At 69.2% G+C, this 24,036-nt stretch carries 24 protein-coding genes and 3 tRNA genes; 6 read left to right on the top strand and 21 right to left on the bottom strand.

Going from position 1 to position 24,036, the window contains the following annotated elements:
- The first annotated feature begins 160 nt into the window (after positions 1-160).
- Entirely contained in the window at positions 161-895 is a 735-nt protein-coding gene (locus tag AC4NN1_RS13990; protein WP_143015768.1) for a hypothetical protein, read from the top strand.
- On the opposite strand, the gene AC4NN1_RS13985 is transcribed toward AC4NN1_RS13990, so the two are convergent.
- The 9 genes from AC4NN1_RS13985 to AC4NN1_RS13945 form a co-directional block, all read right to left on the bottom strand.
- A complete protein-coding gene (locus AC4NN1_RS13985) occupies positions 820-2,013 on the bottom strand; it encodes a glycosyltransferase family 4 protein (protein ID WP_491955658.1) in 1,194 nt (397 codons plus the stop codon). The two genes, AC4NN1_RS13990 and AC4NN1_RS13985, sit on opposite strands and share 76 nt — an antisense overlap.
- Positions 2,010-3,122, bottom strand: a complete 1,113-nt coding sequence (locus AC4NN1_RS13980; RefSeq protein ID WP_311858653.1) for a polysaccharide pyruvyl transferase family protein — start codon at positions 3,120-3,122, stop codon at positions 2,010-2,012. Before AC4NN1_RS13980 ends, AC4NN1_RS13985 begins: the two co-directional genes overlap by 4 nt.
- 37 nt (positions 3,123-3,159) lie before the next feature.
- Positions 3,160-4,590, bottom strand: coding sequence for a lipopolysaccharide biosynthesis protein (locus tag AC4NN1_RS13975; protein ID WP_336125648.1), 1,431 nt, complete (start codon positions 4,588-4,590; stop codon positions 3,160-3,162).
- Positions 4,587-5,576, bottom strand: coding sequence for an acyltransferase family protein (locus AC4NN1_RS13970; RefSeq protein WP_491955657.1), 990 nt, complete (start codon positions 5,574-5,576; stop codon positions 4,587-4,589). Before AC4NN1_RS13970 ends, AC4NN1_RS13975 begins: the two co-directional genes overlap by 4 nt.
- Before the next feature lie 98 nt (positions 5,577-5,674).
- The gene (locus tag AC4NN1_RS13965) at positions 5,675-6,922 is read right to left on the bottom strand and encodes a DUF1972 domain-containing protein (protein ID WP_491955656.1); all 1,248 of its coding nucleotides are present in this window, start codon (positions 6,920-6,922) and stop codon (positions 5,675-5,677) included.
- Positions 6,922-8,445 carry a sugar transferase gene (locus AC4NN1_RS13960; RefSeq protein WP_491955655.1) on the bottom strand — a complete coding sequence of 508 codons (1,524 nt, stop codon included), beginning with the start codon at positions 8,443-8,445 and terminating at the stop codon, positions 6,922-6,924. The genes AC4NN1_RS13965 and AC4NN1_RS13960 overlap by 1 nt, the downstream gene beginning before the upstream one ends.
- Positions 8,446-8,725: 280 nt before the next feature.
- Positions 8,726-10,414 carry an aldehyde dehydrogenase family protein gene (locus AC4NN1_RS13955; RefSeq protein ID WP_491955654.1) on the bottom strand — a complete coding sequence of 563 codons (1,689 nt, stop codon included), beginning with the start codon at positions 10,412-10,414 and terminating at the stop codon, positions 8,726-8,728.
- 19 nt (positions 10,415-10,433) lie between these two features.
- Positions 10,434-10,694 (bottom strand): glutaredoxin family protein, encoded by a 261-nt coding sequence (locus AC4NN1_RS13950; protein WP_028497448.1) that lies wholly within the window; start codon positions 10,692-10,694, stop codon positions 10,434-10,436.
- Positions 10,694-11,827: a glycosyltransferase gene (locus AC4NN1_RS13945; RefSeq protein WP_020097763.1), complete on the bottom strand. Its 1,134-nt coding sequence runs from the start codon at positions 11,825-11,827 to the stop codon at positions 10,694-10,696. Before AC4NN1_RS13945 ends, AC4NN1_RS13950 begins: the two co-directional genes overlap by 1 nt.
- Before the next feature lie 135 nt (positions 11,828-11,962).
- Between AC4NN1_RS13945 and AC4NN1_RS13940 the strand changes: the two genes are divergently transcribed.
- Positions 11,963-12,796 carry a hypothetical protein gene (locus AC4NN1_RS13940; protein ID WP_491955653.1) on the top strand — a complete coding sequence of 278 codons (834 nt, stop codon included), beginning with the start codon at positions 11,963-11,965 and terminating at the stop codon, positions 12,794-12,796.
- A gap of 4 nt (positions 12,797-12,800) precedes the next feature.
- Here AC4NN1_RS13940 and AC4NN1_RS13935 read toward each other — a convergent pair whose 3' ends face one another.
- From AC4NN1_RS13935 to AC4NN1_RS13910, 6 genes are all read right to left on the bottom strand, one after another.
- On the bottom strand, positions 12,801-13,649 hold the full coding sequence (locus AC4NN1_RS13935; RefSeq protein ID WP_491955652.1) for an NAD-dependent epimerase/dehydratase family protein: 849 nt from the start codon (positions 13,647-13,649) through the stop codon (positions 12,801-12,803).
- A 38-nt stretch (positions 13,650-13,687) separates the two neighbouring features.
- Positions 13,688-14,017 (bottom strand): hypothetical protein, encoded by a 330-nt coding sequence (locus tag AC4NN1_RS13930; protein ID WP_491955651.1) that lies wholly within the window; start codon positions 14,015-14,017, stop codon positions 13,688-13,690.
- Entirely contained in the window at positions 14,017-14,424 is a 408-nt protein-coding gene (arr, locus tag AC4NN1_RS13925; RefSeq protein WP_491955650.1) for an NAD(+)--rifampin ADP-ribosyltransferase, read from the bottom strand. The genes AC4NN1_RS13930 and arr overlap by 1 nt, the downstream gene beginning before the upstream one ends.
- Positions 14,425-14,446: 22 nt before the next feature.
- Positions 14,447-15,691 carry an alpha-hydroxy acid oxidase gene (locus AC4NN1_RS13920; protein ID WP_116227947.1) on the bottom strand — a complete coding sequence of 415 codons (1,245 nt, stop codon included), beginning with the start codon at positions 15,689-15,691 and terminating at the stop codon, positions 14,447-14,449.
- 41 nt (positions 15,692-15,732) lie between these two features.
- Positions 15,733-17,775: a bifunctional aldolase/short-chain dehydrogenase gene (locus tag AC4NN1_RS13915; RefSeq protein ID WP_491955649.1), complete on the bottom strand. Its 2,043-nt coding sequence runs from the start codon at positions 17,773-17,775 to the stop codon at positions 15,733-15,735.
- A 61-nt stretch (positions 17,776-17,836) separates the two neighbouring features.
- A complete protein-coding gene (locus AC4NN1_RS13910) occupies positions 17,837-18,589 on the bottom strand; it encodes a DeoR/GlpR family DNA-binding transcription regulator (RefSeq protein WP_491955648.1) in 753 nt (250 codons plus the stop codon).
- Between the two features lie 44 nt (positions 18,590-18,633).
- Between AC4NN1_RS13910 and AC4NN1_RS13905 the strand changes: the two genes are divergently transcribed.
- Positions 18,634-18,768 carry a hypothetical protein gene (locus tag AC4NN1_RS13905; protein ID WP_256335408.1) on the top strand — a complete coding sequence of 45 codons (135 nt, stop codon included), beginning with the start codon at positions 18,634-18,636 and terminating at the stop codon, positions 18,766-18,768.
- Between the two features lie 2 nt (positions 18,769-18,770).
- On the opposite strand, the gene AC4NN1_RS13900 is transcribed toward AC4NN1_RS13905, so the two are convergent.
- Entirely contained in the window at positions 18,771-19,367 is a 597-nt protein-coding gene (locus AC4NN1_RS13900; protein WP_491955647.1) for a class I SAM-dependent methyltransferase, read from the bottom strand.
- Between the two features lie 42 nt (positions 19,368-19,409).
- On the opposite strand from AC4NN1_RS13900, the gene AC4NN1_RS13895 reads away from it, so the two are divergent.
- Positions 19,410-20,165: an MBL fold metallo-hydrolase gene (locus AC4NN1_RS13895; protein ID WP_491955646.1), complete on the top strand. Its 756-nt coding sequence runs from the start codon at positions 19,410-19,412 to the stop codon at positions 20,163-20,165.
- Here the strand turns inward: AC4NN1_RS13895 and AC4NN1_RS13890 are convergent, their stop codons facing one another.
- On the bottom strand, positions 20,166-20,351 hold the full coding sequence (locus AC4NN1_RS13890; RefSeq protein WP_491955645.1) for a hypothetical protein: 186 nt from the start codon (positions 20,349-20,351) through the stop codon (positions 20,166-20,168).
- A 1-nt stretch (position 20,352) separates the two neighbouring features.
- Between AC4NN1_RS13890 and AC4NN1_RS13885 the strand changes: the two genes are divergently transcribed.
- Positions 20,353-21,621 (top strand): GmrSD restriction endonuclease domain-containing protein, encoded by a 1,269-nt coding sequence (locus AC4NN1_RS13885; RefSeq protein WP_491955644.1) that lies wholly within the window; start codon positions 20,353-20,355, stop codon positions 21,619-21,621.
- A gap of 41 nt (positions 21,622-21,662) precedes the next feature.
- Positions 21,663-21,809 carry a hypothetical protein gene (locus tag AC4NN1_RS13880; protein WP_018185766.1) on the top strand — a complete coding sequence of 49 codons (147 nt, stop codon included), beginning with the start codon at positions 21,663-21,665 and terminating at the stop codon, positions 21,807-21,809.
- A 281-nt stretch (positions 21,810-22,090) separates the two neighbouring features.
- On the opposite strand, the gene AC4NN1_RS13875 is transcribed toward AC4NN1_RS13880, so the two are convergent.
- The 4 genes from AC4NN1_RS13875 to AC4NN1_RS13860 all read right to left on the bottom strand — a co-directional run bounded on the left by AC4NN1_RS13875 (position 22,091) and on the right by AC4NN1_RS13860 (position 23,864).
- The gene (locus AC4NN1_RS13875; protein ID WP_491955643.1) at positions 22,091-23,266 is read right to left on the bottom strand and encodes an STAS-like domain-containing protein; all 1,176 of its coding nucleotides are present in this window, start codon (positions 23,264-23,266) and stop codon (positions 22,091-22,093) included.
- Between the two features lie 275 nt (positions 23,267-23,541).
- Positions 23,542-23,614 (bottom strand) — tRNA-Phe (locus AC4NN1_RS13870).
- Between the two features lie 82 nt (positions 23,615-23,696).
- A tRNA-Asp gene (locus AC4NN1_RS13865) sits at positions 23,697-23,770 on the bottom strand.
- Positions 23,771-23,791: 21 nt separating this feature from the next.
- Positions 23,792-23,864: transfer RNA gene (locus tag AC4NN1_RS13860), tRNA-Glu, on the bottom strand.
- Between the last annotated feature and the right edge of the window lie 172 nt (positions 23,865-24,036).

The following is a 24,036-nucleotide window of genomic DNA, read 5'->3' as shown; positions in this document are numbered from 1 at the left end:
TATCGTCTGACCTGGGGAATACGCAGACTTGGGGAGTCGCATGCGCACGAGTGGGTTTGGGGTCAGGCGTCTGGGGCGTCGGTTGTCCGAGGCCGTGGACGAGGTGTTCGCACGAGGCGTCGGCGCGGTGCGAAAAGGGCCACCCCGCAGCGTCGGTGTGGTGGGCATCTATCGGAACGCGGAGCCCATCCGCGCGGCCGTCACGGAGCTGAGAGCATCGCGCCACGAGGTGAAGATCCGCCTCGGGGCCATGGGGGACGTTCCGGCGGGGATGCAGGCGGATACCGGCGCCGACCACCTCGTCGCCGGCAAGTTCCAGAATCTCAACGTCTTGGTGCGGGATCTGCCCGAGGTGGATTGGCTCGTGATCATCGACGACGACGTCGTCCTTCCCCACGGGTTCCTGGATCTCGCGATCGAAGTGTGCGAGCGGCTCGACCTCGCCCTCGCGCAGCCGGCGCAGACGCGGTTCAGCAACGCGAACTGGGCGGTTGCGAAGCGTCGTCTGCTGAGTGTCGCTCGAACCACGAGGTTCGTCGAGATCGGTCCGGTCACGCTGGTGCGCGCGGATGCCGCACGGCTGCTGCTGCCGTTCCCGGCGGACCTTCGCTGGGGGTGGGGGCTGGACTTCCAGTGGGCCCGTCTCATGGAGGACGCCGGCCTGGCCATGGGAGTGATCGACGCAGCCGCCGTCGTGCACGCGAGTCGCAAGGTCGCGAGCACGTACTCCTGGGATGCTGCACAGGAGGAGGGGCGGGAGTTCCTTCGCGGCGTCGATCATCTGCCGAACGATGTGGCCAAGGGTCGGGGGCTTCGCACTTACCGCGTTCTGCCGCGCCGTCGATCGGCCGCGACGCTGATGGATGAGGCGGAACGCACCGCTCGTTCGACGTGACGGCGAACGGTCGCGCGGTAGGACTCGGGGGAGTGTCGTCGGAGGGCTTCGGCCCGGCTCCCCTCGACATCCGCTGTCACCGCCACCCACGACTCCGAGAGTGCCCGGAGCTGGGCTGAGATGGCCTCCGGCTCGTCGACGGGCACCATGCGCGCCGTGGCGTACCTGTCGGCGGCCTCGCGCAGACCACTGGTGTCGGCGACGATGACCGGGCGCAGGCCGAGGACGGCCTCAACGGCCGTGTTGCCGAACGGCTCGTCGATCCGCGAAGGCACGACGATGACATCCGACGCTGCGACATAGCTCCACACATCGGGCTGGAAGCCCGCGAAGCGGACCGACATCCTCCTCGGCGCGCGTGACGCTTGCTGCCTCAGCTCCGCTCCGAACCACTCGTATCCGGGGAAGGTGTCGCCCACGAGCGTGACATCGACCGGAAGGCCTTCTTGGGCGAGCAGAGACGCTGCGGAGAGGACCAGGTCGGGCCCCTTCCGAGGAGACAAGCGCCCCATGTACAGAACGCGGAGGGCCCCGTCGGTGTCGGCCCGAGGCGGCTCGGGCCGATCCGGGCCGACGACGCCGTTGAGGACGAGCTGCGCGCGGGAGGCGAGCTTCGGCAGCGCTTGTCGTATCGTCTCCTGGCTGAAACGACTGTTCACCAGTACTTCTTGAGCCAGCATGTGGGGCATGTACAGCATCCGGTTCACCAGGACACTCCCCGAGGCCTCGGCTTCGTGGACATGGCTGACGACCGGCACTCGGCGCAACCACGCGACCAGCGGCCACAGCGGGATGGTGATGGTGCTGACGTACACCGCGTCGGGTTTCACGCGGTGGATGAGCCGCCACGCCGAACCGAAACCGCGCAGGGCCTCTCTGACCAACCGCAACCACCCCGACGGTCGTAGGAGCGCCTTGCGGAGCACGAGGCCAGGAGCAATGACGACCTCGGCGCCGAGAGTGCGCAGCTCGTGGATCAGGGGACCGGTCGTGGGCACGACGACGACGACTCGTGCGCCGCCCTCGCGAAGCCCTGCAACGGACTCACGCAGCATCCGGTCGGAGCCGAACAACTCCGCCCCGGGGTGCGCCACGAGGACCGTTTGCAGCGTGGTCACAGCACTCCGGCCATCGTGAGGATCGACGTCATCGCTGTCGTTGCGGCTCGGGCATTGGGGGTCGGGTCATGCGACACGCGTTCGCCGCGTCGGGCGCGCACGGTCTCTGCCAGATCCTCGTCGCTGACGCCTTCGACGCGCGGGGGGACGGGGCACGCCGCGAAAGCCTCGGCGGTCTTCGCCACGCCGGGGGTGAGCACGGGGGTGCCGAACGAGCCCGCGACGATCGCTGCATGCATGCTCGTCGTGAAGACCACCCCCGCCGCGGCGAACACCGAGACGATCTCGTCCGCGTCGAGGCCGATGAGGGCGCCGACACCGGTTCGCTCGGCTGCCGCGGCCAGAGCGCGGTCCTCGCCGGAATAGGCGCCCAGTGAGAGGACAGCGACGGGGAGGCCGGCCAGAGACCGCAGGGCGGCTTCGATCCGGGCCTCAGGCCAGCCGTGGAACGCCGCGGCATGGAAGACGACGAGCGGCTCGTCGATGCCGAGTCGCCGACGGATGACCTGTCGGCCTCGGTCGGCTGAACCTTGGGGATCGGACAGTGCCGGGTGGGCGAAGACCATGTCGGGCGCCAGGACGATGCGCGAAGCGTCGACGCCCGCCGCCTGGAACTGCTGTGCGGCGTGTGACGTCCGCACCCATACGCCGCGCAGTCGAGTCACGACCGCTCGTGCTCGGGCATCGTGCGCCATCCGACGGGCTCCCACGGAGACCAGGACCGTCGGCGCGCCGCGGACCCAGTCGTCCTCCGGGAGCCACACTCCGGGGCCGGCGAGGAAGTGCCTTCGAGCGAACCACGCCGCTCGCAGTCGGAGGAGGCGCCCATGCCGTTCCGCCTCCGGTATGGCCATGTGGTCGAGAGCGACGGTGGTCGTATCGAAGCGCACGAGGTCCCCGCCGCCGACAAGCACAGCAGTGGCATCCGACCGCCTTATCTCGCGCAGTGGGCGGATCGGCTCGCCGGCCAGGGTGGTTCCCGCAAGAGGAGCGAAATGCGTGATCTCGGAGAGGAGCCCGATGCGGCGGAGCAGGTCAGCGGTCACACCCGGGTAGAGCTGATCGCCCCAATTGGACACGGAGTAGTCGCCGACTTGTGCGAGCCTCACGGGCGAAGTGCGAACGGGCGCCTCTTCTGACAACACGTCACTGATGGCGGACTCCTGTCTCTCGTGTCTCGTCGACGAGCGCGGCGCGACGCGCGCGCTGCCGGACGAGGATCATGTTGGGCGCCAGCTGGCAGATGACGACGGCGACGATGGAGCCGATGAGCGGCCCGGGTGCACCGAGGCTCGGTGTGAGGGAGATCGTCAACCCCAGGTTCACGGGAAGGAGCACGAGCGCGCAGACCGCCTGGAAGGCGAGACCTCTCGGATCGGTGAGCGCCATACCGTACGGCTGCTTGACCGCTTGGACGACGATGAAGATGGCCCCTGCCACGAGGATCGGCCAGCCGAGATGGATGCGCCCACCCGAGGCGAGTTCGGCGAGCCACCCTGAGAGCGAGACGATGAGCGTTCCGCCGATGAGCGCGAGCGCCGCGAACATCCCGGCCATCGCGTGCGGCGAGAAGGGTGTGGCGGTTCCCGTGGCGCGAGCCCGGGCGAAGACCGGCCACAGGGACATTCCCGCCGTGGTGAGAACCCCGAGTGCCGGGCCGAACATCTGCATCGTCAAGCTGTACTCGGTCAGGTCATCGAGCGAGGCGAGATGGCTGAGCACCAGACGGTCCGAGGACATCGCGATAGGAAGGGCGATCATCTGCACGAGCATCGGCCATGCCACGTTGAGCACGCGCTCTCCGCGCACGCGGGGGCTGAAGCTCTGACGGATCGCGATGCCGATCGTGGGCGAGGTCCGGCGAACGGCGACGACGAAGGCGATGACGCTGACCAGGAAGGTGCCCGCGTACGACGCCACGGCGATGTAGCCGCCGCCCGCGCCGGCCGAGATCGTCAGCCAGAGCACGAGGAGGACGATCGGCGTCTGCAGGGCTCCCAGCAGGACGACGAGGGTGTTCAGGCCCAACGCGATCAGGATGCGCTGCCCGAAGGAGACGAGCAGATTGAGGGCGAGGATGGCGAGGCAGAGCGTCGCGGCGAGGGCCCCCGAATCCAGGCTCAACCCGTCGCCGAGCAGAGCGTCCCAGTACCCGAAGGCGTAGATGCCCACGGCGACCGTCAGAAGTACCAGCGCGCAACACGCCAGAAGGCGGATGCACGAGACGAGGACACCCCGGAAGTTCAGGTCTGTGCGGGGGTTTCCGGCTGCGGATGCGGCATTCAGGATCGCGGCGGACAGTCCCAGGTCTGCGAAGGGCAGAAGTGCCGCGATGCCGACCAGGAGCGTGTACTGGGCGTACGTCGCTTCACCGTAATTGTCGAGGATGAGTCGTGTGACGACGATGCCCAGGAGCGCGCTGAGCGGCATCACCGTCAGGCGAGCGATCGCGCTGCCGCCGACGGACGCGAGCATTCCTCGTCGCGTTCCGAGCCGGCGTGCGACGTCGACGTCGATGTCAGGCGACTCTTCGCTCGCGGCGTCGCTGCGGGCACGGACGGTTTCGGCGGCCGTCATGCGGCACCGCCGACGGTCCGGGGGCGAGCGGTGATGAGAGTTCTCCCTTGGGGAAGGCTCGGTGCGCGGAACAGCCAGGAGACACTCCAGTGGCGATTCGCCAGCGCCAGGGGGACGCCGCCGAGAAGTGCGGTGGCGCAGCAGACTCCGACGATCCACAGTCCGAGCGCATCGGCGGTCTGTCGGGCGATCACGCACGCAATGATCATCAGCGGGAAGTGCGTCAGGTAGAAGACCACGGAATTGCGACCGATCCACGCGATCCCGCGCCGGAGGGGGCTTTTCGATGCCCGACGACCGAGCGCGTGCGCGACGCGGATGCTGAGCGCGATGAGCGCGAGCACGAAGACGATCGACGCGGGTGCGAACTCGAAGAAATGCGCTCCGGTCACCGCGGACAGCGTCACCGATGCCGCGGTGAAGGCCGCCGCGACGAGGCCGACGGCGCCGACGAGCGTGCGCGGTGCATTGAGGACGAACGGGATCAGCGTGCGGGCGTAGTGGCCGGCGAAGAAGAACACCGCGAAGAAGCAGATCTTCTGGGGCGACGGATGCGGGATGAGGATCGCGCCGACGGTGAATGCCGGGAGTGCGATCCACCACGGCGCGCGGACGACCAGCGGGGCCACCAGGTAGTAGGCGAAGAGATAGAGGATGAACCACAGGTACCCCGCGCCGAACCACGACATCGGGTCGCTGATCGCCTCACCGGATCCGGGGAAGAGCGACAAGTAGACAGCGGCCCACAAGGCGTAGGGCCAGAGCAGATTCCTCACCTTGCCGACGATGTAGACGGACGCGGGCTTGCGGAGCGAGCCCGCCAAAAGCAGCCCTGACAAGAACATCAGAGTCGGCATCCGCCAGGGCAGGAACGCTTCGTTCACAAGGAACAGCCAGGTCGGCATATCGAACCCGAATCGCACCGGGATGGACGATGCGTGCCAGACGATGAGGAGGAGTATGGCGGTGCCTCGAAGGGTGTCCATCCACTCGACGCGTCCCGTCGTCCGTGACGTCGGCGCCCACTCTGCCGTATGGCGTCCCGGCACATCATGACCCGGTGCGATGAGTGCGTTCCTCGCCTTCATCCGGTGCCCCTCAGGCTGTGCGCTCGGCTGTCGCGGCGAGCCCGGCGGCCTCGAGCGTGCATGGACTCCCCCTGGGCGAGACGCCTCGCCAGGTCTTCGTAATCGCTGGTCACGTCGTCCCACCGGAACGCTGCGGCAGCGCGCTCGCGGGCGTGCAGACCGAGTGCGGCGACCCTGACGGGATCGCTCTCGAGGGTGCTGAAGTGGCGGGTGGCCTCGCCGGCATCCGCGAAGAACAGGCCGTGCTCGTCGAGGGTCTCGTGGTTGAAGCCGACGTCGTAGGCGAGCACGGCGGTGCCCGCACCCATGGCGCGCAGGAGCGAGGGGTTCGTCCCGCCGACCGAGTGCCCGTGCACGTACGACGTCGCGTGGAAGTACAGCGCGTCGAGCAGGTCCTGGTCGTACACGCCGCCCAGGAAGCGGATGCGGGGGTCGTCGCCGGCCGCGGCGCGGATGCGCTGCGTGTACTCGGCGGCGTACGGCGCCGAGCCGACCACGACGAGCGGAGTGGTCGCGGAGCTGGCCCGATAGCCGGCCACGATCTCGAGCACATGGTTCTCGGGCTCGAACCGCGCGACGACCAGGTGGTACCCGCCGGGGGTGAGATCGAGGGCGCGGATGCCGTCGGTCGGTGCACCGTCCAGGATGGGTGCTCCGTAGCGGATCAGCTCCGTCGGGACCCCGAACTCGCGGTCGTAGTACTCGCGGATGCCGGGGGCGTCCGCGATGAGGGCGTCGGCCGTCCGCACGCCGAACTCTTCCGCCCAGCGGTAGTAGGCCTTGCCGCGCCGGCCCCACTTCGAGCGCTTCCATTCGAGACCGTCCATGTGGAGGGCGGTCGGGATGCCGCGGGCACGCAGGACCGGGAGGAACGGCGAGTTCGCGGCGTTGAACACGAAGGCCGCATCCGTCCGCCGGCCGAACACGGCGTGCACGGCGGAGAGCCCGGTGTGGCTGAGGGTCTCGAGCTGCTTCACGGGGACGGCCGGAAGGCGGACGACCCTCATGCCGAGGTACTCCGAGGTCCGGGTCCCCGCGCCCCGCGAGTAGACCGTGATGTCGTGGCCGCGTTCGACGAGGCGACGACCGATCTCCTCGACCGCCGTCTCGAAGCCGCCGTAGCAGGCCGGCACCCCCCGGGTGCCGATCATCGCGATGTGGAGCGTCCGCGTCTCGAGGGTCTGCGTCCGGTGCCGACCGCGGTCGGCGTCGGTGTCGAGCGGGCGCGGGATTTCGATGACCATCAGTACGCTCCCTCACGTGTGACCATGACTTTGGCGGTTCGCCACATCAGGACGAGATCGGTCATGACGGTCCAGTTCTCGACATAGCGGAGGTCGAGGCGGACGCTCTCCTCCCAGGTGAGGTCGCTCCGTCCGCCGACCTGCCACGGTCCGGTGATGCCGGGCTTGATGTAGAGACGGCGGAAGACGGTGCCGTCGTAGGCGGTGACCTCGGCGGGCAGCGGCGGGCGCGGCCCGACGACGCTCATGTCGCCGCGTAGGACGTTCCAGAACTGCGGCACCTCGTCGAGCGAGAACCTCCGGAGGATCTGGCCGACGCGGGTGACCCGGGGGTCCTGCTTCAGTTTGAAGAGCGGGCCCGAGCCCTCGTTGCGGGCGAGCAGTGCGGCGAGCTCGGACTCGGCATCCACCCGCATCGTCCGGAACTTCAGCATCGCGAACTCGTGCCCGTCGCGGCCGACGCGCGCCTGGCGGAAGAAGACCGGGCCGCCGTCGTTCGTCTTGATGGCGAGAGCGATGACCGCGGCCACCGGAGCGAAGGCGAGGAGGGCGGTGATCGATACCAGGATGTCCAGCGCCCGCTTGACGTAGAAGGAAGCCCCCTCGAAGGTCGGGATCTTCACGTGGATGAGCGGCATCCCCTCGACCGGCCGGAGCGACATCCGCGGTCCTGCGACGTCGGCGAGCCGGCTCGAGATCACGAGCTCGGCAGCCGTGCCCTCCAGCGACCAGGAGAGGCGCTTCACATACGTGGGATCGCCCGCCGGCTGGCTCGCGACGACGATCGTGTCGCTTCCGTAGATCTCCGACGCACGGAGGACGGCGTCCTCGCCGTGCATCACCGGGTAGTCGACGCCGTCGACGCTCACGCGCTCGCCGGCGCCTTCGAGGAGCGCGACCCCGACGACGAGGTAGCCGAGCTGGCCCGCGGGCCCGAGGGTGCGGATCGCGTACTCGACGTCATCCCGCGACCCGACGACGACGGTGCGCGAGGCGAACCTGCCCTCGGCGCGCTGCGCGACGAGCCACCGCCGCCATCCCCATCGCGAGAACAGGAGCGCGAGTGTCCCGAGGGGGAGAGCGGTGAACAGCTGCGCGCGGATCCCGCCCCACTCGAAGACGACGAACATGATCGCGAGAAGCCCGAACGCGAGCCCGGTCGCGTGAGCGACGCGGGCGTACTCGACCGAGCCCGAGCCGATGACGCTCGCCGACCGGGTGTTGAAGAGCATCAGCGCGACGAGCCAGAGCGTGCCGGTCGCGAGCGCGATCGCGATCGCGCTGTACGGGACCGGGGCGACGGCGCCCGATGCCGTCACGCGCACGGTCGCGAACGCGCAGGCCACTGCGACGATCGCCGTGTCGCTGGTTCGCAGCCGCACGCGGAAGCGACGCTCCCACTGCTGACGGCTGACCAGCGCGGCGGATGCCCGCGGCGCTTCGCCGGCCCACGTGCGCACGGTCGTCAGCGGGCTCAGCCCCGGCAGCGACAGGCCGGGCGAGATGCCCTCGACCGCGCTCATCGTGCGTCCCCACACACATCGGACGGTGTCCGCATCATGCCCCCAAGCAATGTGCGATCACTGCACCCGCCCCCAAGGCGGATGCATAGTTCCCCAATGAGCTTCGCGGTCCCCCAAGAACCTCCGCGCGACCCCCCGGCCGCGCGATCCACTCGATGGCAACTGTAGCGTGCGACGAACGGTCGTGCGAGCGCGGGGCGTTAACTCGATGTAAACCGACGCGTCATGTCGTCAGAGCCCCCGCGCCTGCGATCCCCGGCTGCGCCGCCGGGCGCCGAGCTCAGGCGCCGAAGGCGCGGGCGAGAGTCACGACGAGCGGGCCGATGCGGCCATCGATCCGGAACCGGGCGAAGCCCTCCGACACCGCGCGTCCCGTGCGCGAGGTCACGAACCACGGCGGTTTCGGCAGCACCGAGAAGCGCCCGCGGCCGAGGGAGCGGGGGAAGGGACGGAACGGTCCGCGGACGACGCTCCGCTCGACCTCGTCCAGCAGGAGTGCGTTATGAACGATCCCGATGCCGCTCGGCGCGTCGTCGACGGTGCCGCCCGGGAACGCGCCCCACGTCGCCGTGGGGGTGAGGAACCCGAACGCCGTCCACGCGTTGATGGCCACCGTGCCGTAGCGCAGGCGAGCCATCGCCTCGTCGAACGGGGAGCCGAGGCGGTGCTGGGTGACGGGGTCGACGAGGACGTTCGCGCCGAGGGTTCCGGTGAGTCGTTCGTTCGCGTGCGCGATGGCGGCATCGACGAACGCGGCGCCGGTGCCGGGCAGGTCGACGATCCCGAGGACCGGGGCGAAGTACTCGGTCGTCTCGATCTCACCGTCACCCACCGCGATCGCCCGCGTGCCGTCGGCGAACCACTCCGCATCGGGGTAGACCTCGCGCACGTGCTCGAGCCGCGCCGCCGCGTTCGGATACCAGACGGGCCGCTTCGGCGTCCGCGCGAAGGCGCGGCGCAGCTCGCGCTCGAAGTCCTCGCGCTGATCCCAGTCGCGGCTGAGGAGCACGACCTGACCGGCGATGCAGTTGTGCCCGCTGTTGTGCAGCCGCATCGTGGCGACGTGCTCGGCCTGGAACCGCAGGTCGGCCGCCGTCCAGCGCCCCGGCACGACGATGATCGGCGACACGCCGCCGAGCTCGGCCGTGATCGGCACGCGCAGGCGGTCGTCGCCGGAGCCGACGATGGCACGGAAGGTCGTCTCCGACCCGGTGATGTGGACGTGGTCGATCTCGGGATGCCGCGTCAGGTAGGCCCCGACGTCACCGCCTCCGCTCACGACTGCGGCGAACCCGGCCTCGATGAGGGGCGCGAACGCCCGCTCGAACACCGGCACGAGCGCATCCTGCGTGGGGTTCACCTTCAGCAGTGCGACGCGCCCCTCGGCGAGCAGCTCGTACAGCACGTCGAGGAAGGGGATCGAGGTCACGTTCCCCGCGCCCAGGACCAGGCCGACCCCGCCGCTGCGGAGCGGATGCCGCGAGGCGAGGCCCGCGGCATCCCTCGCCTCGTGCGCGGTGACGCCCGGCTGCAACCAGACCTCGGTCGTGTAGCCCGAGAGGAGGATCCGGTCGGCGGCGTTCAGCGGCGAGGTGTGGACGACGGTGCGACCGCCGGGCGCGGTGCCGGTGCGGACGCCGGCGAGCGGACTGCGCCCGCGGGCGAGCGCGTCGAGCGTCCCGATGTACGCGTCGAGCGCGACGATGGCGGCGTACGGGCCGGCGAGCCACTCTTCTCCGGCGAGCGGATGCCGCGGCTCGAGCCCTTTGCTCGCGGCGGCGATGCGCGCCCAATCGTCGGCGGCGCCGGCGACGGCGGAGCGGATGCGCCGGAGCAGATCACGACGCCCGGCAGCGGTGAGTGCGGTCCACTCGCTCGCACCGGCGCGCAACCGTGTGAGGGCGGAGTCGAGATCGGTGCGGGCCTCGGGGGAGTGCTCATGCGGCGTGGCCGGTGACGTCGTCGTCATCGTCGCTGTGCCGGTGGACTCAGATGAGCGACAGCTCGCGGAGCTTCGCCGCGACGTCGTCGTTGCTGGGCTCGACGTGATGCGTGGCGTCGGGGTACACGACGACCGGGATGTTGGTGCGTCCGGAGATCTCGCGGGCGATGTCGGCGGCGTCGGGCTCGGCCTCGAGGTCGACGTACCGGTAATCGACTCCGAGGCTGTCGAGCTGCGCCTTCGTGCGGCGGCAGTCGCGGCACCATTCGGCGCCGAACATCGTGATCTGAGTGGACGTGTCGGTCATCACTCCAGGGTACGCCCGCCCGCTGCTGCGGGCTCGGATTCCTGGGCCGCGACGGCACGTCCCGGCCGGCGCGGTGCGTAGACGACGAGTGCGTGGAAGACGAAGCGCAGGACGAAGGCGGCCACGAGCGTGAGAGCCGCGGCCAGCACGGCGGGGATGTGGGTGGCCTCGACGATGATCGACAGGACCGGGATGCGGATGATCGCTTCGAGGCCGTTGAAGGAGAACGACTTGAGGAACCGGGTGAGCATCCGCCCCGACTCGGACCTCATGTCGGCGAAGACGAGGTACTCGAGCAGCAGGAAGTTCGTGATGATCGTGATGACGCTCGCGACGATGGCCGCCGGCACGTAGTCCATCCCCAGCCGGATCAGACCCCACATGATGACGAGGTTCGCGATGGCGCCGAACCCGCCGACGAGGGCGAACGCCGACATCCGACCGAAGCGCAGCATGGCGAGCTGGGTCAGGAAGCGGACGCCCTGCGTGAAGGTCGCCTTCGAGGTGCCGGCGTGGCGGGAGGCGAAGTCGAAGGGGACCTCGTCGACCCGCAGCTGACGTCGCGCGAGGACTTCGAGCAGGATCTTGAAGCCTCGAGGGCGGAGCGCGCCGACGTCGACGGCGTGGGTGTCGAGCAGGAAGAACCCGGTCATCGGGTCGGAGCAGTTCGCGAGCTTCCGCGGGAACATCGCCTTGGTCAGCGCGGTCGAGGCGCGCGAGACGGCGGTGCGGGTCGCATCGGCGAGGCCCTTCGACGTGCCCCCGGACGCGTAGCGCGAGGCGACGACGACGTCGACGTCGCCTCGGTCGGCCCGCTCGATCAGCCGGGGGATGTCTTCGGGCGGATGCTGCAGGTCGCCGTCCATGACGAGGCACCAGCGCGAGGTGGCCGCCTGGAATCCCGCGACGACCGCGCCGCCGAGGCCGGCATCGGCGTTCTCCCGGTGGATGAGGCGCACGGGGAACGGGGCGCCCTTCGCCGCGGCCGCGATGACCTGCGGGGTGTCGTCCGTCGAGTCATCGACGAAGACGACCTCGAACACGCGCCCCTCGAGGCTCTCCCCGATGCGACGCAACAGCTCGTCGATGTTCGGACCCTCGTTGAAGGTCGGGACGATGATCGACAGATCCATGGCGGGGCTCGCGATGCTCGGCGGGCACGGGGACGTCTCAGCCTAGCCGGGACCGGGCGCACCGGACTGAGGATGTCCCCGGCGAACGACAGGGATCCGCTGACGGGGTCCCGGGCCGTCTGATAGACAGATCAGATGATCTGGGGGGATGCCGCTGCGCCGCGCACGCGTCGAGGCGCGAAGGCGGCCGTGATCGCGGCCGCGGTGGTGATGCTGTCGGCGGGATGCGTGTCGACGGTCGTGGAGCCCGCGGGAGAAGCCCGACCGACGGTGGAGGCGCCGGTGGTCGCGCCCGCGCCGGCGTCACCGACGGCCGAGCCGGCTTCGTCGGGCCCGTCGGTGATCGCGACGCAGGCGTTCTCGGGCACCGGGCCCGGCCCCGTCGCCCTCGACGTGCCGGCCGGCACCCAGTCGGTGCTCGTCCAGCTGACGTGCGACCCCGCGGAGCGATTCACGGCGGAGCTCGGCGACTCGATGATGCTCGGGCAGGCGCCGCAGTCCGGATCCTGCGATCCCGATCGCGTCCTCGCCTGGCCGTGGGAGGCCCGGTCGGCGCCGGAGCTCACGCTCGGCCTGGCCCCGGAGGCCGAGTGGGCGGCATCCGTCTCGTATTCATCGGTCCCGTTCCCGCAGGACGCCGCGCTCGCCGAGGAGTGCGAGCTGTTCTCGGGCGTCTACAGCCAGGTCACGAACGCCGACGAGGGCTACGGCTTCTACGCGGCCTTCGGCGCCGACGAGTGGAACCGCCGGGTGGATGCCGCGGCGGATGCGGCGGACACGCTCGCCGCGTCGTCGACGACCACTCTCGCGCCGTACCTGCGGTCGATCCACACGGTTCTCGCGGAGCGCTCGCCGATCCCCGGCGGGATGACCGAGGTGCAGGAGTTCTGGGACGCCCAGAACCCGATCGCCGAGATCTGCGCGGTGAACCACAGCGAGGTGTACGTCCTCGCCGAATTCGGCGGCTGAGCGCTCAGCCCACGGAGTCGCGCCACGAGTGCTGCGGCCGGTAACCGAGCACCCGCTGCGCCTTCGCGGTCGAGAACAGCGAGTCGTTGACCCCGAGGTCGCCGCGGAGCTCGACGCCGGGGAACACCTCGGCGACCAGCTCGTCGTTCGGGCGGCTCATGACGGTGTCGGCCGCGGCGATGAGGAAGTGGTCGAAGCCGGGGCCGGCGACCTCGAGCGCGCGTTCGATGGCCTGCGATCCGTCGCGGGCGTCGATGTAGCTCCACAGGTTCCACTTGCGCTGCCGCGCGTCGGCGTCGAACGAGGGGAACTCCGCGTAGTCCTCGGGCCACATGACGTTCGAGAACCGGAGGGCTGTGATGGATGCCGCCGGGTACCACCGCGTCAGCTCGATCGCCATCTGCTCCTCGAGGTGCTTCACGAGGGAGTAGACCGATTCGGGACGCGCCGGGTAGTCCTCGTCGACGGGGATGTAGGGCGGCGGTGTCTCGAACGGCAGCCCCTGCACGGTCTCGCTCGAGGCGTAGACGATCTTCGTGATGCCGAGACGGAGCGCTGCCCAGAACACGTTGAACGTGGTCGTGATGTTGTTGTGGAAGGTCGCGACGTCGGGCCGGATGCCGGGGGCCGGGATCGCGGCGAGGTGGACGAGGGCGTCGATGCCGTCGTGCTGATCGCCGACACCCGTCAGCGCGTCGACGACCTGTCCGTGGTCGGTGAGGTCGATCTGCACGAAGCCGGGGCCGCGGGTGCCGTGCTGGTCGAAGCCGATCACCTCGTGGCCGGCGGCGGCGAGTTCGCGGACGACGACGGACCCGAGTTTTCCGGACGAACCGGTGACGGCGATGCGCATCCCGTCAGCATGGCACGCGCGTCGGACAGCGAGGGCCGTCACCACCCGTGGGTGTTGAGCCATTCGCGACGACGCGATGCCTCGGCATCCGTCTCGTCCTCGTCCGAGCTCACGTGCTCCTCGAGCAGGCCGTCCACGAGGGGGACGAAGCGGTGGCAGACGGGGCACAGGGCGCGGCCGTGCGGCCACCCGTCCGCGAGCGCGGCGGCGGGGGAGCCCGGCTCGCCGGACCCGGGGCAGCGGGACGGGTCGGCCGCGGCATCCGTCCACATGATCGTGCGGTGGCGGTGCAGACCGGGGTGGTCGAGCGGGCGCGTGCAGCGGCGACCGGCGTTGCGACTGCGGCAGAAGCGGACGACGTCACTCATCAGTTGATGATCTCGCCGCCGGACTCCTCGATCGCGGCGATGCGGCGCTTCCAGTCCGCGAGCGCCTCGGGACTCAGGCGGGGCCAGCCGGTCTCTTCACCGACGACGCGGAGCGGGTCGGTGCTGCGGTACGAGCGCGTGGGGTTGCCGGGGAACTTCTTGTCGGTCACGTTCGGGTCGTCCTCGAACGGGCCGGTCGGCTCGACGCGGTAGACCCGCGGCTCGCCGTCGCCCGCGGCGAGCTCGGCGGCGAGGCCGGCGCCGTCGCGCTGCGCGGTGAAGTAGATGTGGTTCATCACGATCGACGGCCGGTAGTTCGAGCGTCGCCCCGCCGTGAGCAGATCGCCGACGTCGAGGTCGGCTTTCGTGCCGTGGAAGAAGGGACCGGTCTCGTCGGCTGCGCTCACCGCGCCAGGGTAGCGCGGCGGATCAGGCGTCGGAACGGGGCATCGGCGCGAGGCGCGTGAGCTGCGTGACGTGCCGCGGCTCGAGCTCGGCGATCGAGGCGACGCCGAGCAGCTTCATGGTGCGCTCGATCTCGCTGCGGAGGATCTCGATCGTCTTGTCGACGCCCGCCCGCCCGCCGGCCATGAGGCCGTAGAGATAGGCGCGGCCGATCAGGGTGAACTTCGCCCCGAGCGCCATCGCGGCGACGATGTCGGCGCCGTTCATGATGCCGGTGTCGACCATGATGGTCGCGTCCTTGCCGACCTCGCGCACCACGGTGGGCAGCAGGTGGAAGGGGATCGGCGCGCGGTCGAGCTGGCGCCCGCCGTGGTTCGACAGGATGATACCGTCGACGCCGTGGTCGATGAGGCGCTTCGCGTCGGCGACGTTCTGCACGCCCTTGATGACGATCTTGCCGGGCCAGATGCCGCGGATGATCTCGAGGTCCTCGTAGCTGATCGTCGGGTCCATGGCCGCGTTCAGCAGGTCGCCGACGGTGCCGCCGGTGGCTGAGAGCGACGCGAACTCGAGCTTCGGAGTGGTGAGGAAGTCGATCCACCACCACGGCCGCGGGATCGCATTGACGATAGTGCCGAGGGTCAGCTGCGGCGGGATCGAGAAACCGTTGCGCTTGTCGCGCAGGCGTGCGCCGGCGACGGGGGTGTCGACGGTGAACTGCAGGGTGTCGAACCCGGCCTCGGCCGCGCGCTTCGCGAGGCCGTAGGAGATCTCGCGCTCGCGCATCACGTAGAGCTGGAACCAGTTGCGTCCGTGCGGGTTCGCCGCCTTCACGCCCTCGATCGAGGTCGTGCCGAGGGTCGACAGGGTGAACGGGATGCCGGCGGCCCCCGCCGCTCCCGCGCCCGCGACCTCGCCCTCGGTCTGCATGAGCCGGGTGAACCCGGTCGGTGCGATGCCGAAGGGGAGCGCGGACGGTCCGCCGAGGATCTCGACGGACGTGTCGACGTTCTCGGCAGGCCGGAGGACGTCGGGGTGGAACTCGACGTCCTCGAACGCCTGGCGCGCGCGGGCGAGCGAGGTCTCGCCCTCCGCGGCCCCGTCCGTGTAGTCGAAGGCGGCCTTCGGAGTGCGTCGCTTCGCGATCGTGCGGAGGTCCGCGATCGTGAACGCGGCATCCAGCCGTCGCTTCGTGCCGTTCAGCTCGGGCTTCTTGAACTGCATGAGCTCGAGCAGCTCGACCGGCTTCGGGAATTGACGCTGCACCATGGCAACCATCCTCCTCTGGAGTGATCCGACGCGGGCCGGGATTAACGCAGGAACGCGGCGGCGACGCCGGAGTCGACGGGGATGTGGAGCCCGGTCGTGCGTGAGAGTTCCGGTCCGGTCAGCACGTAGACGGCGTCGGCGACGTTCTCGGGGACGACCTCGCGCTTGAGGATCGTGCGGTTCGCGTAGAACTGGCCGAGGTCCTTCTCCTCGACGCCGTATGTGGCGGCGCGGTTGGCGCCCCAGCCGGCGGCGAAGATGCCCGAGCCGCGGACGACGCCGTCGGGGTTGATGCCGTTGACGCGCACGCCGTGCTCGCCGAGCTCGACGGCCAGCAGACGCACCTGGTGGGCCTGGTCGGCCTTGGTCGCCGAGTAGGCGATGTTGTTCGGGCCGGCGAAGACGGAGTTCTTCGACGAGATGTAGATGACGTCGCCGCCCATCTTCTGCTCGATGAGCGCCTTCGCGGCGGCTTTCGCGACGAGGAACGAGCCCTTCGCCATGACGTCGTGCTGCAGGTCCCAGTCCTTCTCGGTGGTCTCGAGCAGCGGCTTCGACAGCGACAGGCCCGCGTTGTTGACGACGAGGTCGACACCGCCGAAGGCGAGGACGGTCGCATCGATCGCGGCCTGCACACCCGCGGCATCCGCCACGTTCGCGGCGACGCCGATGGCGACGTCGGTCCCGCCGAGCTCGGCGGCTGCGGCCTGTGCCTTCTCGAGGTCGAGGTCGGCGACGACGACGCACGCGCCTTCGGCGGCGAGTCGCGTGGCGATGGCCTTGCCGATGCCGGATGCCGCGCCCGTGACGAACGCGATGCGCCCCTGATGGGTCTTGGGCTTCGGCATCCGCTGCAGCTTCGCCTCTTCGAGGGCCCAGTACTCGATGCGGAACTTCTCGGCGTCGGAGATGGGGGAGTAGGTCGAGAGGGCCTCGGCGCCGCGCATGACGTTGATCGCGTTGACGTAGAACTCTCCGGCGACGCGGGCGGTCTGCTTGTTCGCGCCGTAGCTGAACATCCCGACGCCGGGGACGAGCACGATGAGCGGGTCGGCGCCGCGGATCGCGGGGGAGTCCGCCGTCGCGTGGGCGTCGTAATACGCCTGGTAGTCGGCGCGGTAGGCCTCGTGCAGTTCTCGGAGACGTGCGATCGAGTCCTCGACGGACGCGGATGCCGGCAGGTCGAGGATGAGCGGCTTGACCTTCGTGCGCAGGAAGTGGTCAGGGCAGCTCGTGCCGAGTTCTGCGAGCGCGGGAGCCTTCTCGGAGGCGAGGAAGTCGAGGACGACGTCGCTGTCGGTGTAGTGGCCGACCATCGGCTTGTCCGTCGACGCGAGCCCGCGGATCGTCGGGGCGAGCGCCGCGGCCTTCGCGTGACGCTCTTCCTCCGACAGCGCCTCGAAGCCGGAGCGGATGCCGCCGAAGGGCTGCGCCGCACCGTGGGCGTCGATGTGGGCCTGGGCGGTCTCGATGATCCAGAGGCTGTTGCGCTCCGCCTCTTCTGACGTGTCACCCCAGGCGGTGATGCCGTGTCCGCCGAGGATGCAGCCGATCGCGTCGGGGTTCTCGGCCTTGATGGCGGCGATGTCGAGGCCGAGCTGGAAGCCGGGGCGGCGCCAGGGCACCCACGCGACCTTCTCGCCGAAGATCTCAGCGGTCAGCTTCTCGCCGTCGGCGGAGGTGGCGATGGCGATGCCGGCATCGGGATGCAGGTGGTCGACGTGGGCGGCATCCACCAGTCCGTGCATGGCGGTGTCGATCGAGGGAGCCGCGCCGCCCTTGCCGTGGAGGCAGTAGTCGAAGGCGGCGACCATCTCGTCCTCGCGCTCGACGCCGGGGTAGACGTCGACGAGGGCGCGCATGCGGTCGAGGCGGAGGACGGCGAGCCCTTCGGGCTTCAGGGTGCCGAGGTCGCCGCCGGAGCCCTTGACCCACAGGAGCTCGACGGGCTCGCCGGTGACGGGGTCGGTGTCGGTGCCCTTCGCGGACGTGTTGCCGCCCGCGTAGTTGGTGACCTTGGGGTCGGATCCGAGGCGGTTGCTGCGCGCGATGAGTTCGGCGGCGGCCGTGGGCGTGGGGGACATCGACTCTCCTGCGAGGCTCAGACGTGAAAGATCTTGTGAAACCTTTCACAATCTAACAGGCTCAGCGGATGTCGACCAGCCCCCGGAAGACGGAGAGTCGCTCGTCAGCGGGGTCGAGCTCGGTCACGAGCAGGTCGACGTCGGTCCAGGCGAGGGCGCGCGCGACGGCGAGTCGCTCGAGTTTCGACGAGTCCGCGAGCACGACGGTCTCGTCGGCGTGTGTCGAGAGGACGCGCTTGACCTCGGCTTCTTCGAGGGTCGTCTCGCTCGTGCCGAACGCCGGGTCGAGGGCGGCGGCGCTCGTGAAGAAGCGGTCGTAGTGGAACCGGCTCGCGCTCTCGCACGCCTGCGCGCCGACGAAGCTCCCGGTGCGGGGTTCGAGGCGGCCGCCGAGGAGGATCGCGTCGACGCCGGGTCGCCCCTGCGCTGCGCGGAGGTTGTCGTACGAGTTCGTGACGACGAGGAGCTCGTCGCCGTCGTCGAGGGTCGAGATGAGTGCGCCGACGGTGGAGGAGGCATCCATCGCCGCGGCACCGCCGTGGGGGAGCAGGTCGTGCGCTTTGCGGGCGATCTCGGCCTTCGCGCCGCCGCGCGCGGCGATCCGGGCGGTGAAGTCCTGCGGGACGATGGCGGCGACCGCGCCGCCGCGGACCCGCCGCGCGAGCCCTTCGCGGACCAGGTCGTCGAGGTCGCGCCGGACGGTCATCGCCGAGACGCCGAGCGCCTCGGCGGCCGGCTCGAGTCGGACGCTGCCGGACTCGGCGAGCATCTCGAGGAGGAGCGACCGCCGTTCGGCGCTGAGCAACTGCGGCATGCGATCAGGGTAACCGGGTGCCGCGGCGACCTTAGGCTCGAATGGTGAGCGAGCGTCCGGGGGTCATGTGCCCCACCTGCGGGGATCCGCTGCGGTTCGAGATCCTCGACGACGAGCGGTTCACGGTCGCGTGGTCGTGCCTCAACTGCGGGCTCGTGCGCGTGACGGAGCCGCGCTGAAATCAGCGGCGGCGCTCGGCGACGATCGCCGCGACGGGTCGCGCTCCGCGCTCGGCTCGGCGGTGGACGGCGACGACGTCGAAGCCCGCACTCTCGAGAATGCGCTGCAGGTCGTCTGCGTTCCATCGGAACGCGCGCAGGACGGCGTGGTCGAACGCCTCCGTCTCGTCCGCGTCGAAACAGCCGAGCAGCAGCGATCCACCCGGACGCAGCACGCGCGCGAACTCGCCGAGCGGAACCGCGATCGTCGACGGCTCGTGGTGGATCGTCGAGAACCAGGCGAGGATGCCGCCGAGCGCGGCATCCGCCTCATCGATCGACTCGATGCTCTCGACGTCGAACCGGATGCCCGGGTGGGCCGCGCGGGCGTGGTCGATGAACTCCGGCACGAGATCGATCCCGCGGATGTCGGAGCCCCGCTCGGCGAGGTGCTGCGTCCAGTGCCCCGGCCCGCAGCCCGCGTCGATGAGCCGACCGGATGCCGCGGCTCCCCACCTCTCGATGAGGTCGCGATCCGCGTGGTGCATCGCGCTCACCGATCCCAGCGCGTCCGCGTACTCCGTGGCCCGACGGGAGTACGCGGCGGTGATGCGAGTCACCCTGCGAGGCTATCGAGGCCGGCCGCGTGAGACGATCCCGGGGTGAAGATCACCCAGGTGCGTAATGCCACGCTGCTGCTCGAGGTCGGGGGCATCCGCATCCTCGTCGATCCCATGCTGGGTGCGCGGGGCTCGCAGCCCGGCTTCGCCAGTGAGCGCCGCAATCCGCTGGTCGACCTCGTCGTCCCGCTTGCGGACCTTCTCGAGCCCGACATCGTGGTGGTGACGCACACGCATTCCGATCATTGGGATGCCGCGGCTGCCGCGCTCCTGCCTCGGGAGGTCCCCGTCCTCGTCCAGCACGCCGAGGACGCCGCCGTGGTCGGTGACGCGGGCTTCACGCAGGTGATCGTCCTCGACGAGCAGACGACGCTGGGCGGCGTGACCTTCACGCGCACGGGCGGGCAGCACGGCTCCGACGCGACGCTCGCCGCCGCCCCGCGACTCGGCGAGGTCATGGGGGTGGTCATCGCGCATTCCGCGGAGCCGACCCTCTACGTCGCCGGCGACACCGTCTACCACCCGGCCGTCGAGGCGGCGCTCGCCGCCCACCGGCCGGACGTCGTCGTCCTGAACACGGGCGAAGCCGTGCTCCCCGGCCTCGACCCGATCCTCATGGGCGCCGAGGACGTCGTGCGGGTGCACGGCCTCGCCCCCGACGCCCGCATCGTCGCCGTCCACATGGAGGCACTCGACCACTGCACCGTGACCCGCGCCGATGTGCGCGCGAGGGCAGAGGCGCAGGGGATCACCGCGGCCGTCCACGTTCCGGAGGACGGCGACACGCTGACTGTCTGATCAGCGGGGGCGCCCGAACGTCGGGATACGGTCGAGGACGACGGGCTGCTGCAGCCCGGTCCCGGCGATGCCCGACCGTCCCACCCGACGACGCTCCGGCTTGTGCCACTGCCACGGATCGGTGGCCAGTTCGCTCAGTACTCGCGCGCCCTTCGTGCGGTCTTCCCTCGCTCGAAGGAGCACCACCATGCCCTCGTCGACCCCGCCCCGTGCGGCCTCGAACACCACGACCGCGAAGGCGGCCCGTGACAGCAAGCTCCGGTGGATCTCTCTGATACTGGTCCTGGCGACTGCGATCATCGTGATCTCTCCGATCATCTGCACCCTCGCGGTCGCCGTTGCGATCACCGCGGGAGTCTCGCTCGGCAAGAGGACCCCGACGTTCCTGCGGTTCAGGACGCCGGCCACCGCCGCACGTGCGCTGATCATCTCCGTCGTCGTCGCCCTGCTGTCAGCCGGGATGGCGAATCTCGTCCTGCCGCGGGCGGACACGACGGTGGACGAGGCGCCCGTCGCCTTCGCGCCGGCATCCCCGGCCGCCGACGAGGCGGTCGCGGTCGGTGATGATCAGCCGGAGTACGCGGCTCCGGCCGACACCGTCACGCCAGAGCCGGGTACCGCTCTGGCGGCCCTCGAGACCCTCGAGGTGAAGGGGCGTGCCCCCAAGACGGGCTACGACCGCGACGAGTTCGGACAGCGCTGGAAGGACATCGACCGCAACGGCTGCGGGCAGCGCGACGACGTCCTCGCCCGCGACCTCGCGGGCGTGCAGAAGGACGGGCGATGCGTCGTGACCTCCGGCATTCTGGACGATCCGTTCACGGGCGAGCGCATCGCGTTCGAGCGCGGCGAGGACACCTCGTCGCTCGTACAGATCGACCACGTCGTTCCCTTGTCGGATGCCTGGCAGAAGGGCGCGCAGCAACTCACCGCGCACCAGCGCGAGACCCTGGGGAACGACCCGCTCAACCTTCTCGCCGTCGACGGTGCCTCGAACGCGCAGAAGAGCGACAGCGACGCCGCGACGTGGCTGCCGAAGAACACGGAGTTCCGCTGCTCGTACGTCGCGAGGCAGGTCTCGGTGAAGGTCGCGTACGAGCTGTGGGTCACGCAGGCGGAGCGCGACGCGATGGAGCGCATCCTGACGGGGTGCCCGACGGAGCAGCTGCGGACGTCGGACTACGCCGCGGACGCCATGGCGATCGCGGAAGAGCCCGCGGCGAAGCCCCGCCCGAGCATCGCGCCGGCGCCGAATCCGCAGCCCACGCATGAGTCGAAGCCCGCGCCGGCCCCGAAGCCTCAGCCGACGCAGGAGTCGAAGCCCGCCCCGCCGGCGAACGTGTACTTCAAGAACTGCACGGCGGCCCGCGAAGCCGGGGCCGCTCCCGTGCGCGTGGGCGATCCCGGCTACGCGAAGCACCTCGACCGGGACGGTGACGGCGTCGGCTGCGAGTAGCGACGGTCGACAGACGAGTCGGTGGCGACCACACTGGTCGCATGGATCCCCTGACGAGCGCCGTGCTCTTCGTCACCGTGTTCGCCGCCGGCTCGTACGTCCTCTACTGGGTGATCCGCAAGGCCGTCGCGCACGGCATCCAGGAGGCGCGTCGCGCCACGGAGGGTCAGCGGGTCGACGCGGGCTGAGTCCGGTCAGTGCGGGGTGCCTGCCGGAAATGGCCAAACCGCCGCGAATAGAGTCTTTGCTCGGGTTTCTAGAACCGTTGTACTAGCGATTCGCGTGGCTCCGACGGACGTCGATCCCGTGACCTCACGATTCCCAGTCGAGTGCGCCTAATGGGCGGGTAATCACGAGGACCAGTCCGGCGCGCAATCCCGAAAAGTCGTGCTCGTTGGTGATGGCTAGTTCTCGACGGATCCAACCGAGTTCCCAGCCCCGGGCCGGCCGGAAGAGAAGTCTCGCCGGCTCAGGTGCCCGATTGAAGACGTAGTTCAATGGCCCGTTCGATCAACCCCCGATTGACCGGGGAAGCTCCGTCGACGAATATTGTTCGCCTGAACTCCAACTCTCCCATCTCGAGAGCAAGCTTTCCCATAACTTCGTCGGCGAAGCTGGAGGACACCAAGGGGATGCCGCGAAGGTCGAGAACAATTTGATTTGCACCGGCCGTGACATAGTTTCGGATTCGGGTTCGAACCTCGGAACCATGCTGACGTGAACCGACAAGCGCCTCGAGCTCAGACGCGTCGATGCGGTAGTGGTTGTCCGCCGTCGTAATCGTGTCGAGGACAACGCTCTCCATCTCCGGACGGCCAAGCGCCTCGTTGATACTGACGGCCTTTGCGCAATCCAGACGCCAGTCCACGGTCGTTGAGTGGCTTGAGTTCGCGTCCAGCAGCGGTCGACGAACATCTATCGCAGTCGTGACAGCCGCGTCGCGATATCGCCAGGACCCACGGCCGGACCGCACGGATAGCTGGCCGCCGTTGATCTCGACCGCTCTTCGAAGGCCGTGGAGGCCGTTGCCTTGGTTGTCTTTGCCCTTGCTGGTCACCCCCTGTTCGAGGGCGTGTGCGATAGCGCTGTCAGCCGTTCGGACTCGCGTTGGGTCGACCGAGCTGCCGTGGGCCGCATCAACCATGGCGCGATGGATTCCTCGCCCCGTGTCGGTAACGCCCAGTACGCAGGTGCGGTTGCGGGTGTGAACCTGCATCATCACGAAGCCGCGATCGGCATGGCTGTGTTGGAAGACGTTGTCGAGCACTTCATAAATGCACCAGTTCAGCGTGTCGATCACGCCTGACTCACAGGCAACCAGATCGGTGAGGCTCTTCATGAAGGCGTCCGCAAGGAGCTGTGCCTCGTGCTCGCTGTCGTAGCGCCAGACAACATTGGTCGGGTAATCGTCCTTCGATAGCTCGGAGATAGCGCGAGGCGCGTGTAGCCAAGTTTTCGATTGGTTGACGTGGAGGTGATCGGGCAAGAACTTCATACCGCGATGGGTGCGCAGGTAGTCGAGAGCCGCGGCGAAGCTGACAGTCGTGTCCGGCCAGGTCGTGCGCAGACGTTGGAAATTGAGTATCACGGTGTCGCCGTCAGCCCACCCCTTCGACGCCGCGATGACGTCGTCGACAGCGTCCATGCTGCTCAGATTTCGAAGCGTGTGATGAACCAACCCCTGCATGCACCGAGGCTATCGTTCACTGAAGAGAACACCTTCTGGGCTGGCCCACAACCGATCCTAACGCGCGCGGTCCGCGGCTGAATGGATCGGCTTCGAGGGTTTCATCTCGATTCGCCCGTCCGGCACCCGGGGTTTCTCCCTTGCAAGCGCCACAGTAAGCCCCGGAAAAGGCGAAACCCCCGCGAATAGAAGCTTCGCGAGGGTTCCTAGAACCGTTGTAACGACGGTTCGTGTGGCTCCGACGGGCGTCGATCCCGTGACCTCACGATTTTCAGTCGTGCGCTCTACCAACTGAGCTACAGAGCCGCATGGCATCAGAAGTGCCATGTCCTAGACGAAAGGCCCGTGAATTCAACAGAAGCTGAAGACAAGGGCCTGTCGCTCGGAGCGACCCTGACGGGACTTGAACCCGCGACCTCCGCCGTGACAGGGCGGCACGCTAACCAACTGCGCTACAGGGCCATGCTTATTAAATTGTGGGAGTGACCCCAACGGGATTCGAACCCGTGCTACCGCCGTGAAAGGGCGGCGTCCTAGGCCGCTAAACGATGGGGCCGAGCGACCCCGGGGGGATCACGCTTACCGAGGGTCAAGCATATGCGATCCCTCGCGAATGTGCGAATCGAGGGCGCGCCCACCGTTCGGACAGGGGAATCGGGGGCAGGATGGCGGTGCCCCTCTCGGTCTCGACCTGTGACGAATGTGAACAGTGTTGCTACTGTGATGGG

The sequence above is a fragment of the Microbacterium sp. MDV22-iso44 genome (assembly GCF_058629135.1).
The sequence above is the reverse complement of the archived record's forward strand: the minus strand, read 5'-3'. Positions and strand labels throughout refer to the sequence as shown.